At 74.7% G+C, this 12,523-nt stretch carries 12 protein-coding genes and 2 pseudogenes; 7 read left to right on the top strand and 7 right to left on the bottom strand.

Annotated elements, in window-relative coordinates:
* Positions 1 to 84: 84 nt before the first annotated feature.
* The gene (locus ACZ7EC_RS12645; protein WP_471061631.1) at positions 85 to 1,053 is read right to left on the bottom strand and encodes a serine hydrolase; all 969 of its coding nucleotides are present in this window, start codon (positions 1,051 to 1,053) and stop codon (positions 85 to 87) included.
* The gene (locus ACZ7EC_RS12650; RefSeq protein ID WP_471061634.1) at positions 1,050 to 2,030 is read right to left on the bottom strand and encodes a LysR family transcriptional regulator; all 981 of its coding nucleotides are present in this window, start codon (positions 2,028 to 2,030) and stop codon (positions 1,050 to 1,052) included. Before ACZ7EC_RS12650 ends, ACZ7EC_RS12645 begins: the two co-directional genes overlap by 4 nt.
* 126 nt (positions 2,031 to 2,156) lie before the next feature.
* On the opposite strand from ACZ7EC_RS12650, the gene bla reads away from it, so the two are divergent.
* Entirely contained in the window at positions 2,157 to 3,068 is a 912-nt protein-coding gene (gene bla / locus ACZ7EC_RS12655) for a class A beta-lactamase (protein ID WP_471061637.1), read from the top strand.
* 144 nt (positions 3,069 to 3,212) lie between these two features.
* On the opposite strand, the gene ACZ7EC_RS12660 is transcribed toward bla, so the two are convergent.
* Together ACZ7EC_RS12660 and ACZ7EC_RS12665 are read right to left on the bottom strand one after the other, a co-directional pair.
* The gene (locus tag ACZ7EC_RS12660) at positions 3,213 to 3,605 is read right to left on the bottom strand and encodes a VOC family protein (protein ID WP_471061639.1); all 393 of its coding nucleotides are present in this window, start codon (positions 3,603 to 3,605) and stop codon (positions 3,213 to 3,215) included.
* Between the two features lie 99 nt (positions 3,606 to 3,704).
* Positions 3,705 to 3,799, bottom strand: a pseudogene (locus ACZ7EC_RS12665).
* A gap of 257 nt (positions 3,800 to 4,056) precedes the next feature.
* Here ACZ7EC_RS12665 and ACZ7EC_RS12670 point away from each other — a divergent pair.
* Complete coding sequence (locus tag ACZ7EC_RS12670; protein WP_471061642.1) at positions 4,057 to 4,749, top strand: helix-turn-helix domain-containing protein; 693 nt, start codon at positions 4,057 to 4,059, stop codon at positions 4,747 to 4,749.
* 44 nt (positions 4,750 to 4,793) lie between these two features.
* Here the strand turns inward: ACZ7EC_RS12670 and ACZ7EC_RS12675 are convergent, their stop codons facing one another.
* Positions 4,794 to 5,429: a CBS domain-containing protein gene (locus tag ACZ7EC_RS12675; RefSeq protein WP_471061644.1), complete on the bottom strand. Its 636-nt coding sequence runs from the start codon at positions 5,427 to 5,429 to the stop codon at positions 4,794 to 4,796.
* A gap of 385 nt (positions 5,430 to 5,814) precedes the next feature.
* On the opposite strand from ACZ7EC_RS12675, the gene ACZ7EC_RS12680 reads away from it, so the two are divergent.
* A complete protein-coding gene (locus ACZ7EC_RS12680; protein ID WP_471061648.1) occupies positions 5,815 to 6,693 on the top strand; it encodes a universal stress protein in 879 nt (292 codons plus the stop codon).
* 13 nt (positions 6,694 to 6,706) lie between these two features.
* Here ACZ7EC_RS12680 and ACZ7EC_RS12685 read toward each other — a convergent pair.
* Positions 6,707 to 6,801 (bottom strand): annotated as a pseudogene (locus tag ACZ7EC_RS12685).
* A 318-nt stretch (positions 6,802 to 7,119) separates the two neighbouring features.
* Between ACZ7EC_RS12685 and ACZ7EC_RS12690 the strand changes: the two are divergent.
* Together ACZ7EC_RS12690 and ACZ7EC_RS12695 are read left to right on the top strand one after the other, a co-directional pair.
* Positions 7,120 to 7,923, top strand: coding sequence for a hypothetical protein (locus ACZ7EC_RS12690; RefSeq protein WP_471061650.1), 804 nt, complete (start codon positions 7,120 to 7,122; stop codon positions 7,921 to 7,923).
* Positions 7,924 to 8,100: 177 nt separating this feature from the next.
* Positions 8,101 to 8,730 (top strand): sigma-70 family RNA polymerase sigma factor, encoded by a 630-nt coding sequence (locus ACZ7EC_RS12695; protein WP_471061653.1) that lies wholly within the window; start codon positions 8,101 to 8,103, stop codon positions 8,728 to 8,730.
* Positions 8,731 to 8,864: 134 nt separating this feature from the next.
* Here the strand turns inward: ACZ7EC_RS12695 and ACZ7EC_RS12700 are convergent, their stop codons facing one another.
* Positions 8,865 to 10,007: a ferritin-like domain-containing protein gene (locus tag ACZ7EC_RS12700; protein ID WP_471061656.1), complete on the bottom strand. Its 1,143-nt coding sequence runs from the start codon at positions 10,005 to 10,007 to the stop codon at positions 8,865 to 8,867.
* Between the two features lie 334 nt (positions 10,008 to 10,341).
* Between ACZ7EC_RS12700 and ACZ7EC_RS12705 the strand changes: the two genes are divergently transcribed.
* Together ACZ7EC_RS12705 and ACZ7EC_RS12710 are read left to right on the top strand one after the other, a co-directional pair.
* Positions 10,342 to 11,799, top strand: a complete 1,458-nt coding sequence (locus ACZ7EC_RS12705) for a PepSY-associated TM helix domain-containing protein (RefSeq protein ID WP_471061658.1) — start codon at positions 10,342 to 10,344, stop codon at positions 11,797 to 11,799.
* The gene (locus ACZ7EC_RS12710) at positions 11,796 to 12,446 is read left to right on the top strand and encodes a DUF5134 domain-containing protein (RefSeq protein ID WP_471061660.1); all 651 of its coding nucleotides are present in this window, start codon (positions 11,796 to 11,798) and stop codon (positions 12,444 to 12,446) included. Before ACZ7EC_RS12705 ends, ACZ7EC_RS12710 begins: the two co-directional genes overlap by 4 nt.
* Positions 12,447 to 12,523 lie beyond the last annotated feature (77 nt).

The raw sequence follows: 12,523 nt of genomic DNA on the forward strand, positions 1-12,523 counted from the left end.
CGACGGCCCGGCCACGCCGACGCCCTCAAGCGGCGCAGCGCCCCGGCCGACACCTTCAGCGGCGCAGCGGCTCGGCCGGCGCCCTCAGCTGCGCAGCGCCTCGAAGGCGTCGCGCGCTGCCGTGCCCATCGCCAGTTCGATGTCGGCGGCGAGCGCGGCCCGCCGTCCCGCGCGGGTCAGCGCGGCCATGGCCACCCGGTCGCCCGACTCCGCCTCCACCACGCCGATCTCGTGCCGCAGATGCAGGAACGTGCCCGTCTTCCCGCTCCACCGCAGCGTGTCCGTGCGCAGCTCGCACGCCAGCCGCTGGGTGAAGACCTGGAAGCCCATCAGCCGCCGTAGCCCGGCGGTCGCCTCGGGTACGGCGATCTCGTCGCACCACACCCGCCGCAGCAGGCCGACGAGCGCCGCGGCCGAGCCGGTGTTGGCGTGCGCCGGGTCCAGGGTGCCCAGGGTCGGCAGGCCGGCCCGCTCGTCGCGTACGGCGAGTTCCAGCGCGAGCGAGAAGTCGTCGCCGGCGGCACCGGCCGCGCACTCGTACATGTGGTTCATCCGGTGCCGGATCCGGATGCCGTCGCACCCCCACGCGCGCAGCCGCGCGTCCACCTCCGCCACCGGCACCAGGTCGAACAGCGCGTCCGCGGCGGCGTTGTCGCTCACCGACAGCGCCATCAGCAGCAGATCGCCGACGGCCACGGTGGCCGGGTGCCGGAACGCCGCGAGACCGGTGGAGCCGACGCTGCTGCGGGCCGGGTCGAGGGTCACCGGCAGTGCCGCGTCCAGCTCTCCCACCGCGATCCGGTCCAGCACGACCAGCGCGAGCGGAACCTTCGCGACGGACGCGAGGGGCACCGGCTCCTCGATGCCGAAGCCGAGCCGGGCACCGGTGTCCAGGTTCAGGGCGAGGAAGGAGCCGCGCACACCGAGCGCCGCCCAGTCCGCCGCGATCGCCTCGGCGACGTCCAGCAGGGCACCGTCGTCGCCGGCGCAGACGGGCCGGTCGCCGACGCGGGCGGGCCGGTTCCGGGTGCCGCCGGCCTCCGCCGGGCTCATCCGCGGGCCGCCAGCCGCGAGGCGGTGTCACCGGCGGCCCGGAAGCCACCGGAGTCGCCGTGCCGTGCCACCTCTGCCGCCCCGACCGCCTTGGCCAGCAGCCGCGTCAGCCACTCCGGCACGTCCGCCGTGCCGTGCGGGCCGGGTGGCGCGCTCACGTCGTACCCGCGATGCAGAGCCGTGTCGCCCAGCGGTGCCCAGCGGGCGTCGTACCGGCGGGCGTAGGACTCGGTGCACAGCAGCAGGGCCCGCCCGGCCAGGGTCTCGGTGAGCGCGTCGGCCGCCGGACCGGCCGCCCCGATCAGGCCCTCGGGCAGCCCGGCGCGCGCGACGGCTCGGGCGAACCGGTCCTCGAAGCAAGGGACTTGGTCCTCCGCGAGGATGAGGATGGGCAGTGGCGGGGAAGCGGGCGGCCCGCCGGTACGGCGGCGACGCGGCCGCAGCTGTTCGAGGTGGAGGGCGCGTGGCGCCTCCCGCGCCCCCGTGCCGGCCGGCGCCGACGCCAGGCCCAACGGCACCCGGAGGGCGGCGTGTTCCGGTACGACGCGCAGGAGCGCGTAGGCGAGCGAGCCGTCGCGGACGCCCGACTCCCGTTCCAGTGGCGGTAGTTCACGCATGCCGAGGGTGATCCCGTGCTCGATGCCGGCGTGCAGCGCGCGGGCCAGGGCGGCCGGGGCGCAGTCCGCGGGTACGCCGACGGCACGCACCCGCGCCTGCCGGGCCGCGTGGGCGGCCTGCCGTAGCCGCTCGGCGCGGTCCAGGACGTCGCGGGCGTAGGGGAGGAGCAGGACGCCCAGTTCGGTGGTGGCGACCTGTCGCCGGGAACGGTCGAACAGCAAGCCGCCGAAGTGGCCCTCCAGCGTCTTGATCCGGCGGCTGAGCAACGGCTGGGCGATACCCAGACGTTCGGCCGCGCGGGAGAAGCTCTCCTCGTCGGCGGTCGCCACGTACGCCTCCAGATGCGCCAGCAGATCCATCCAGCAGTCATATCAATAAGGCATGGGAGCGGCACAATTCACTCTTGGACATGAGCGCGTCCCCGCTGTTTCGCTGTTCCCACGGATCACCCCGCCCGACAGGGCATGACCTGGGAGGACTTCACCATGACCGCTTCGGGACCGCTCGCGCGCCGTGGCCTGCTGAAGGCAGGCATCGCGCTCACCTCCGCCGCCGCCATGGCGTCCACCGGGCGGGCCGCCGCCGCCCCAGCCGCCCCGGCCCCCGGCGAGCTGGCCGATCTGGAGCAGCGCTACGGCGCCCGGCTCGGCGTGTACGCGCGCAATGTGCGCACCGGACGAGTGCTCGCCCACCGGGCGGGGGAGCGGTTCGCGATGTGCTCGGTGTTCAAGGCGTTCGCGGCGGCCGCCGTGCTGCGCGACGAGGCGCGCTGCGCGCCGATGGACAAGGTGATCCACTACCCGCCGCACGACCTCCTGCCCAACTCGCCCCGCACACAGGAGCATCAGGCCACCGGCATGACCGTGGCCGACGTGTGCGCGGCGGCGATCCAGTACAGCGACAACGCGGCCGGCAATCTGCTGCTGCGGGAGCTGGACGGCCCGGCCGGCCTCACCCGGTTCTTCCGCTCGCTCGGCGACGAGGTGACCCGGCTCGACCGGTGGGAGCCCGAACTGAACACGGCGATCCCCGGCGACCCGCGCGACACCACGACCCCCGAGGCCCTCGCCACCGGCATCGGGCGACTTGTCCTCGGCCGGGCCCTGGCCGCCCCCGACCGCGAGCGATTCGTCGGCTGGCTGAAGGGCAACACCACCAGCGGCGCACGGTTCCGCGCCGGACTGCCCGCGGGCTGGACCGTCGCCGACAAGACCGGGACCGGTGACTACGCGAGCGCCAACGACCTCGGCGTCGCCTGGACCACCCGGCGCACCCCCGTGGTGCTGGCCGTCCTGACGACCAAGGAGGGCGAGAACGACAAGGACGCCCCGGTCGACGAGGCCCTCATCGCGGAGGCGGCCCGCGTCGCGGCCCGAACGGTGGCACCCGGCGAGTGAGCCCGGCCGCCCCGGTCCGCCGGGACCGGACCCGCCAGGACCGCGGTCACCGCGATCGCGGTCACCGCGACCGAGGCCGCCGGGATCAGGCGCGCCGGTGTGGTGCGCCCGAGGACTCGGCCTTCGACTGGTACGGCGGCTTGCTCAGGGGGCGGGCCAGCCGCCGTAGGGGACGGTGAGCAGTTCCATGGCGTGTCCGACCGGGTCCATGAAGTACACGCCCTTGCCGCCATCGTTGTGGTTGATGGTGCCGGGGTGCTTCCGGTGCGGATCGGCGTAGTGCTCTATGCCCCGTTCGGTGATGCGGGCGTACGCGGCGTCGAACTCCTCCTCGGAGACCAGGAACGCGTAGTGCTGCGGGGTGATCTCGTCCTCGGGGACGGTGGCGAAGTCCAGTGTGACGCCGTTGCCCAGGGCGACGGCCACGAACGGGCCCCACTCCCCGGTGATCTCCAGGCCCACGATCCCGGTGAGGAAGCGGGCGGATTCGCGGTTGTCCCGCGCGTGGACGATGGTGTGGTTCAACTCGACCGACAAGGAATGCCTCCAGAGGCAACTCCCGGCACCTCCATGCCTCACCCGGACGGTGACCGGCACGCGATGCCGCCGTCCAGTGTAGTCAGCCGTCCGGCGCAGCGGAGAGGGCAGGATTCGAACCTGCGCGGGCCCCGGAGGGCCCGACCGTGAGCCGTGCTCGCTGGTCCCCGATAAACCACTCCGGGCACCTCTCCCCGTGACCGGTCCGGCTTCCCGTCCCGCTCACAGGAACAACAGTGCCAGGAGGCGCTGACCGAGGGCTGACACACGGCTGACCCCGGACGCTCTGGCGCACCCGAGTGGTAGCCGGGGTGCCCCGGTGGTAGACGTGGTGTGAGCCAGGGGCCCGGCTGCCCGCGGGGCGAAAACGCCGATCCGAGGCCAGGACGCTGCCCGAGGGGCGGACACCGTGCACACCGGCGGTCCAGATCCCGGCGAGGAGTGAGCGAGCATGGCAGAACGCCCCCCATCCGGCCACCGCGCGCCGGAACCGGAGGACCTCCCCGCGCGGGGCGACCTCGGGCGCCGGCTCCAACGGCGCCGCGCGGAACTCGGACTCAGCCGGGAAGAGGTGGCCGAACGCGCCGGCATGGCCGAGGCGTACGTCGCCCATCTGGAGCAGCACAGCACCGCCGCGCCCGACTCCGGCACCCTGCTGCGGCTCGCCGGGGCGCTGCGCACCAGCCCGCAGGAACTCGGCGGCGGATACTCGGGGCTGCCCTCCGGACTGGGGCAGGCCGCCCGCAACCCCCGACTGGGCGAACTCGACGAACAGGAGTGCAGGGAACTGCTGTCGACACACGGCGTCGGCAGGTTCTCCCTCAGCACCGAGGGCGCGCCCGTCGTCCTCCCGGTGAACTACAGCGTCGTGGACGGCGCGATCGTGTTCCGGACCCGCGCGGAGTCGGTGATCACGGGGGGACTCGACCGTGAGGTGGCCTTCGAGGTGGACCGGGTGGACGACGCGCTGAGCGAGGGATGGAGCGTGCTGGTGCGGGGGACCGCCCGCCTGGTGAGCGACCCCGTCGAGGCGGAGCGGCTGACCGAGCTGGCCTACAGCACCCCGTGGGCCGGCGGCGACCGCGACCTGTGGGTGCGGATCGAGTCCACGGCGTACACGGGGCGTCGTATCGAAGCGGGGTGACGGCCCGCGTCACGTGCGCCGCCGGGGCCTGGCGGCACCCCCCGTCATCCCGGTCGCGCCACGCCCTCGGGCGTCCCGGCCGGCACCAGGTTGACCACGCCGACGACCCCGTCCAGTCGCCAGGCGGCGAAACCGGCGCGGGCGAGGGCACCGCGCAGTTCCGCGCCGCCCGCCAGGGTGACGATGCCGTCCCGCACGGACACGGTGACGGCCCGGGGTGGCAGGCCCAGCTCGCCCGACACGATCTCCTCGGACACCTGACGGCGGATCTCGTCGTCCTCGCGCAGAAAGACCCGGAGCAGGTCGCGGCGGGTGACGATGCCGATCAGCCGGTCCTCCTCGTCCACCACGGGCAGCCGTCGCGCGCCGCGCCGCTCCATCAGCCGGGCCGCGTCCGGGATCCGCTGCTCGGGATGGACGGTGACGGCGGGCGTCGACATCAGCTCGCGTGCCGACGGCTCGCGTACCGGCTCGTCGGGGCCCTGCGGCTGCCGGGCGGCCCGGTCACGTACCAGGTCGGAGGCCGAGACGACGCCGAGCACCCTGTCGTCGTGGTCGATCACCGGCAGCCCGCCGATCCCGTACCGGTCCAGCAGCCGGGCCACGGCCGTGGACGACGTCGTCTCCGACGCGGTGACGACATCGCCGGTCATCACCTCGCCGATCGTGGTGCGCAGCACGGCTCTCCTCCTGCCGGGGTGGGCGGCCCTTCGCCGGCCGGTGCGGTCGGCTTCCTCTTCACCGGGCCCGCGCGACCTTCACCGGGGCCGCCCGACGCCCCGGTCACACGCGTCCCCGCCGTCCGTTTCGAGCCGGTACCGCCAGCGTGCCGCCTCCTTCACCTCCGGCCGAGGGCCGGGCGCCCCCGTTAACGGGACCTTCGGTCCTGGCCCCGCCCCCGCCGGCACCGCCGCGACGGCTGCCGGGCTGCTTCTCCGGAGGCACCGGCCCCGCGGCGACCCGTCCGGCCCACGGGCGCGCGTCACCTCGACGAGGCACGCTTGTCGTACGGGAGAGCCTCGGTGGACGGCGGGAAGCGTCGGGTCGGATCCGGAGGGACACGTCATGGCTGGTCATATCGCGGTGGGAGTCGACGGGTCCCCGCAGAGCGTGGCCGCCGCCCACTGGGCGGCGCAGGAGGCGGTGCGCCGGGGCGCCGAGCTGCTCGTGGCGCACGCGTGGGCCGCACATACACGGCCCGCCCCGCTGGCGACGCGGGACAGCACGGAACGCGGCTGGGCGGAGCGCGTGCTGCGGGAGGCGGTCGACAGCGTGCGGGCGGCGCATCCGACGCTGGCCCTGACCGGACGGCTGATCGCCGACTCGCCCGTGCCCGCGCTGCTGTCCGTGGCCGCCGGGGCGGACACGCTGGTGGTGGGCACCCTCGGGCTCGGCCGGGCCGCCGGTGTCCTCGTCGGCTCGGTCTCGCTGCGGGTCGCGGGCCGCGCTCCCTGCCCGGTGGTCCTGGTGCGGGCCGGCCGCAGCGCCGCCGACGAGCATCTGCCGACCGCTCCCGGACTCGCGCCGGACGAGATCCCGAGCATCCCGTACCGCGCCGTCCTGCTCGGCCTGGACGCCGACAGCCCGTGCGACGAGCCGATCGGGTTCGCCTTCGAGGCCGCCCGGCGCCGCCACACCGAGCTGCGGGTGTGCCATGTCCACGAGCCGGACGGCGGTGCCGGTCCCGAGGGCGCGGCCGCCGCCGAGCACGCCGTCGTCGCGCTCCTGCGGCCCTGGCACGAGAAGTACCCGGACGTCTCCGTCGCCACCACCGTCACCGAGGGCCGGGCGGGCGACGAACTCGTGCGGGCCACGGACGGGGCCGGACTCGTCGTGGTGGGCCGCCGGATCAGCGGCGACAGGCTCGGCGAACGCCTCGGACACGTCGCCCACGCCGTCGTCCAGCACGCGGAGTGCCCGGTCGCGGTCGTACCGCACAACTGAGCGGACTGACAGGCGGAGAGGGCAGGATTCGAACCTGCGCGGGCCCCGGAGGGCCCGACCGTGAGCCGTGCTCGCTGGTCCCCGATAAACCACTCCGGGCACCTCTCCCCGTGACCGGTCCGGCTTCCCGTCCCGCTCACAGGAACAACAGTGCCAGGAGGCGCTGACCGAGGGCTGACACACGGCTGACCCCGGACGCGTACGGCCGGCCCCGAACAGTCGTCAGCGGGCGGGATGCGGGAACCACCGGACCACCGGGCCGACCGCGCCTCCGGAACCGGCACCGTGCCGACGCCCCGGCCCAAGTGCCCCGCCGCGTCCGCGATCTCGGCGGGTTGCCTTGCGCCAGCGGGGTCGGGCACGGATGCTGCGTGGTGCGTATCCCGCTCGTCGAGGTCCGGTCACCGGATGCCAAGATGGGGCGTCATGTCTGTCTGTGGGCTGTTCCGCGTCGTACGGGCCGCGATGTTCGCGGCCGTCTGCGTGGTGCTCGCGGCCATCGGCCACGTGCTGATGTCGGGCTCCCCGGTGCCGTGGTGGGCCCTGCTCGCCTCGGCGACGGCGGTGGGGGCCCTCGGCTGGACGCTCGGTGGCGCCGAGCGCGGCCGGACCGGCGTGGTCGCGCTGACGGTCGGCGTGCAGGCCTGCCTGCACCTGTGCTTCACGCTCGCTCAGGCCGCCCGGCAGCCGGGCGCGGCCGTACCGGATGACGCCGCCACCGCCAGGTGGTGGGCGCGGTTCCTGCTGTGCGGGGCCGATCCGGACGCCGAAACCGCCGCGCACGCCTACCACTTGGCGGTGCGCTCCGGACTGACGCGCATGACGGAGCCGCCGTCCGCGCCCGGCATGGCCGCGATGGGACACTCCGGTCACTCCATGGCCGGCATGGGTGACATGACGGGCATGACAGGCGTGAGCGGCATGGCCGGTACGCACCACATGGTGGGCATGACCGGAACGGCTTCCTGGGGGATGCTGGCCGCCCACCTGATGGCCGCCCTGCTGTGCGGGCTGTGGCTCGCCCAGGGTGAGCGGGCGGCGTTCCGCCTGCTGCGGGCGGTGGCGGACCGGGCCTTCGTGCCGCTGCGGCTCGTCCTGGCCGTCCTGCTGCCTTCCCCGCGCCCGCCCCGCCCGCGGCCCCGCCCGCGGCGCACCCGAGGCCCGCGGCGCCTGCTGCTCGCCCACACTCTCACCACCCGAGGTCCGCCCCGAGAGATCGCTGTCGTCTGACAGCCGGCTCCCCGCCCCGTGACCTCCACGCGGCGGGCTCCCCGCTCGTGTGTAGGTCACGGGCGGATCTCTCCCACCCGTGCGCGGTCGGCGGCACCGCCGTGCCCGCTCGTCGACGGCACCGGCACGCCCGTTCGCCGGCTCCGCAGCACGGGTCCAGCGAAAGGACCACGGGCCATGAGCCCTGCCCTGCCCGCCGTGACCGACGAGACGGTCACCGCATGGGCCCTGGCTGCCGCGGGCGGCGACGGCGACGCGGTCGACCGGTTCGTCCGCGCGCTCCAGCGTGATGTGCGCCGTTACGTGGCCCACCTGGCCGGCGATCCGCAGAAGGCCGACGACCTCACCCAGGACACGTTCCTGCGCGCCCTGGGCAGCCTGCACCGGTTCGAGGGACGCTCCTCGGCCCGGACGTGGCTGCTGGCCATCGCCCGCCGGGCGGTGGTGGACAGCCTGCGGCACGCCTCCACCCGGCCCCGGCTGACGGACACCGGCGACTGGCAGACCGCCGCCGAGCACAGTCAGCCGCTCGGCCTGCCCGGCTTCGAGGAGGGCGTCGCCCTCATGGACCTCGTCGACTCCCTGCCGGACGACCGGCGTGAGGCGTTCGTCCTCACCCAGTTGCTCGGGCTGCCGTACGCCGAAGCCGCCGCCGCCAGCAGATGCCCGGTCGGCACGGTCCGCTCCAGGGTCGCCCGCGCCCGGCTGAGCCTCGCCGGAGCACTGGAGGCGGCCGAGCCGCTCCGCGATCCGGGACCGGTCCGCGCCAGGCGACCGGTCCGCGAGGCCGCACCGGTCGACGCCTGATGGCACGCGCCCGCCGTCGCGGACCGGCCGACGGACGGTACGCCGGCCACCGCCCGCAGCGGCGGGCGCGCTCCACCGCCGACGCGGGGCCCGCGGGCCCGTCGGCGCTCCGGCCCGCATGCCCGCGTCCGTCGTCAACCGTGCGGGCGGAACTGCGGACCGTAGGTCGACTCGGTGCCGGTGACCGGCAGTTCCATGAGTCCGACGGCCGGGGCCTCCAGTTGGCGCATGCGCCGCACCGCGGTCCGCAGACTGTGGCGGTCGCCTTCGCCCCACGCGGTGTCCAGCGCTTCCAGCAGGTGGGCGTACGTGCTGTCGAAGTCGTCCAGGAGCCGCCGGGCAGCGGCGGGCGGCCGCGGCCAGCCGCCCGCCGGAACCCTGCCCATGGGCCGTGTGTCGGGGAAGGGGACCGGCGCCCCGGTGAACTGCCAGGTGCCGCCGGAATCGCGCAGTTGCCGGCCGTGGTGGATCTCCGCGAAGGCGTAGTAGTGCGCCATGTGGCCGTCCCGAGTGCCGTCGGCCGGTGACGCCGCGGTGCCCTCCCCCTGGTCCTTGATGATCTCGATCGAGCGCTCGATGTCCGCGGCGGTCCTGATCGGTCTCAGGGTGTCGTCGCCGATCCGCTCGTGCAGCTGCCGGTCGGCGGAGAGGTCGGGTGCCACCGCCCGGAACGCCTTCAGCAGTTCCTCGTAGAAGAGGCCGATGCTGAGGGGGTCCCGCGCGCTGTCGGTGAGCGGTGCCGCGGGTGCCTCGATGGCCATCATCACGTCCCGTACGAGCGCCTTGGTCAGGCCGGACAGGTACACGTCGACCCCCGGATGCACCCCGCCCGGCAGCGGCCCCGGATAGACGGGCGCGGACTGCCTGAGGCGGGGCCTGCCGCCCAGGCCGGTCAGCAGATTGCAGACGATGCCGAGGTGGTACATCTCGTCGGAGACGACGCGCCGGATCAGCCGGGCGGCGTCGCACTTGCGGTTTTTGACGGACCACCAGCCGCAGAGGTACGGCGGGATGGTGGCGAACTCGATCCGCACCGCTACCTGAAGGGCCGATCTGAGCCAGTCGACGCCGCGGCTCTCCATGGGCACGGCGACCAGCCGGGCCGCGGCGCCCTGACGCGGTGCGGCACGCCGTCGCGGTGCAGGCCGCGCGGCGCCCTGATCGCAAGCGGCCACCGCCGGCGCCCCGGCCGCCAGGGCCGCCGACGCCAGGACGCTGCGACGCCCCAGGACCGGGGCGCCGGCCGCCTTGTCCGGTGATCCGCCCGTCTTCGCCAACGCTGCCTCCGTACCCGCCCGCGATCCGGGCGCCGATCTCGAACCAGGTGCGCGAAGCTAGCAGCGACGGCCGCGCATCCGGTGGCACCCGCACCGGGTGACGGGCCGTCCCACGCTGTCGGTCCACGGCCGGGAACCAAAGGCCCGTCCGCCACGACTGCCTGTTGATGGGGTGGATCGCGCTCGGCGGCAGGCGGCTCTCACCGTGCTGTCGCGGGCCGGCGCTGTGGCGACGGTCACGCCGCGACCGCGGGAACTTTGCCGGACAAGCACCCGACTCCTCCTGCGGGCCCCGGAAACCGGACACCGCAACAGCCGAGGAGACACGTTCGCCATGCCTGAAAGCCACCGCGCCGCAGCCGGACCGGGGAAGGCGGCCGCCCCGCCGGGCGGTGCGCACCCCGAGACGACCGCCACGCCGCACGCCGGTACCTCGGGGAGCGGGGCCACGGCCACTGCGGGACCATGGAGCAGTGTGCGCCCGCTGCTGCTGCGGCTGCACTTCTACGCGGGCGTACTCATCGGCCCCTTCATCCTCGTCGCGGCCCTGACCGGCCTGGCCTACACGGCCACTCCGCAGCTCGAATCGGTGCTCTACCGGCATGAACTGAAGGTCACCCCGCGGGGCGAGGCCGACTCGCTGGCCAGTCAAGTGGCCGCCGCCAGGCGGGCGGTACCCGAGGGCGCCCTGGTGTCCGTCACCCCGGCGCCCGGCCGCGGCGACAGCACCCGCGTCGTCTTCAGCAAGCCCGGACTCCCCGACGGCTCCACCCTGACCGCGTTCGTCGACCCGTACGGCCACCAGGTGCTCGGCACCCTGCGGACCTACGGCCAGTGGCTGCCCGTCCGGGCCTGGCTCGACCGTCTGCACCGCACCCTGCACCTGGGCGAGTTCGGCCGCAACTACAGCGAACTGGCGGCCAGTTGGCTCTGGGTCGAGGTGCTGGGCGGACTCGCCCTGTGGCTCGGCGCTCCCCGCACCCGGCGGCGGCTGCGCTCCGTCCTGCTGCCGCGCGGCGGTGCCAGGGGCCGGCGGCGCACCATGTCCTGGCACGGTGCGGTCGGTCTGTGGGCCTCGATCGGCCTGCTGGGTCTGTCCGCCACGGGCATGACCTGGTCCGCCCACGCCGGGCCCGGCATCGGCAGCATCCAGGACGCTCTGGGCGGCGGCACCCCCGCGATCTCGACAGCCGTCCCAGCACACCGCGTCGGTGCCTCCGCCGCCGTCCGCACGAAGGACGTGGGCATCGACGCCGTGACGGCGGCCGCACATGCCGATGGACTGCGCGGGCCGCTCGTCGTCACGCCGCCCGCCGAGGCCGGATCCGCCTACGTGGTGAAGGAGAACACGCGCAGCTGGCCGGAGCGCCAGGACTCGGTGGCCGTGGATCCCGGCACCGGCAAGGTGACGGCGGAACTGAGGTTCGCCGACTACCCGGTCCTGGCCAAGCTGACCCGATGGGGCATCGACGCCCACATGGGTCTGCTGTTCGGCCTCCCCAACCAGATCGCGCTGGCGCTGCTCGCGATCTGCCTGATCGCCATGATCCTGTGGGGCTACCGGATGTGGTGGCTGCGGCGGCCGACCCGCTCGGGCGGCCTGTCGTTCGGACGGGCACCGGCACGCGGCGGGTGGCGCCGGATACCCGGAGCGGTACTGGCCCCCGCCGTGGTCCTGGCCGCCGTCGTCGGTTACTACGTTCCGCTGTTCGGCCTCCCCCTGCTGGCCTTCCTCGCCGCGGACCTGCTCATCGGGTCCGTGCGCCGGCGCCGGGGCGCGGTGGCGCCGTGATCGCCGCGAGCGGACTGCGCTGGCTGCTGACCCTCGTCTTCGCCCTGTCCGTGCTGCACGGCATCGGAGCGGCCACGGCTCCGGGCCGGACCGGCACCCACCGGGTGGACCACGCGCTGCACGCCGCCATGGGCCTGGTCATGGCCGCCATGGTCTGGCCGTGGGGCATGGACCTGCCGGCGGCGCCGCAGATCGTCCTGTTCGGGGCGGGCGCGCTGTGGTTCGCCTGCTCCGTTCCGCTGCGGGCCGACTCCGCGCACCGGCTCGGGGCGTGCGCGACCGCATTGCCGCACGTGCTGATGACGGGGGCCATGGTCTGGATGGCCGCCGTCATGGACGGCGCCGGAACGGCCGCGGGCGGCGCAGGCGGCGCGATGCAGGCCATGCCCGGAATGGACATGGCCGGCTCCTCCGGTGCCTCGGCGATGACCCTGACCGGCGCGGGCGATCGCGTGACGGCTGCCGTACTGGCCGTCCTGCTCGCCGCGTTCGCCCTGCGCCGGCTGGCAACGGCCTTCGACCGGGCCAGGTCCGCCCCCGCCCGCGCACGGGAGGCGGCCGTACGGGACGACGCCGACATCCCCGGCCTGTTCTGCCACGCGGCCATGGGCCTCGGCATGGCGGTCACGCTCGTCCTGCTGGTGTGACCTCCGCCATGCCACCGCACGGGAACCCGGCGGTGCGCGGGTCCGACATCTGGAGTGGTACGGCGGGACAGGAATCG

It is taken from the genome of Streptomyces sp. NPDC037203 (assembly GCF_055605065.1).

Coding starts and splice junctions, on each gene's coding strand:
- ACZ7EC_RS12645 (WP_471061631.1), bottom strand. CDS start 1,053: ATGAGCCCGGCGGAGGCCGGCGGCACCCGGAACCGGCCCGCCCGCGTC.
- ACZ7EC_RS12650 (WP_471061634.1), bottom strand. CDS start 2,030: ATGGATCTGCTGGCGCATCTGGAGGCGTACGTGGCGACCGCCGACGAG.
- bla (WP_471061637.1), top strand. CDS start 2,157: ATGACCGCTTCGGGACCGCTCGCGCGCCGTGGCCTGCTGAAGGCAGGC.
- ACZ7EC_RS12670 (WP_471061642.1), top strand. CDS start 4,057: ATGGCAGAACGCCCCCCATCCGGCCACCGCGCGCCGGAACCGGAGGAC.
- ACZ7EC_RS12680 (WP_471061648.1), top strand. CDS start 5,815: ATGGCTGGTCATATCGCGGTGGGAGTCGACGGGTCCCCGCAGAGCGTG.
- ACZ7EC_RS12690 (WP_471061650.1), top strand. CDS start 7,120: ATGTCTGTCTGTGGGCTGTTCCGCGTCGTACGGGCCGCGATGTTCGCG.
- ACZ7EC_RS12695 (WP_471061653.1), top strand. CDS start 8,101: ATGAGCCCTGCCCTGCCCGCCGTGACCGACGAGACGGTCACCGCATGG.
- ACZ7EC_RS12705 (WP_471061658.1), top strand. CDS start 10,342: ATGCCTGAAAGCCACCGCGCCGCAGCCGGACCGGGGAAGGCGGCCGCC.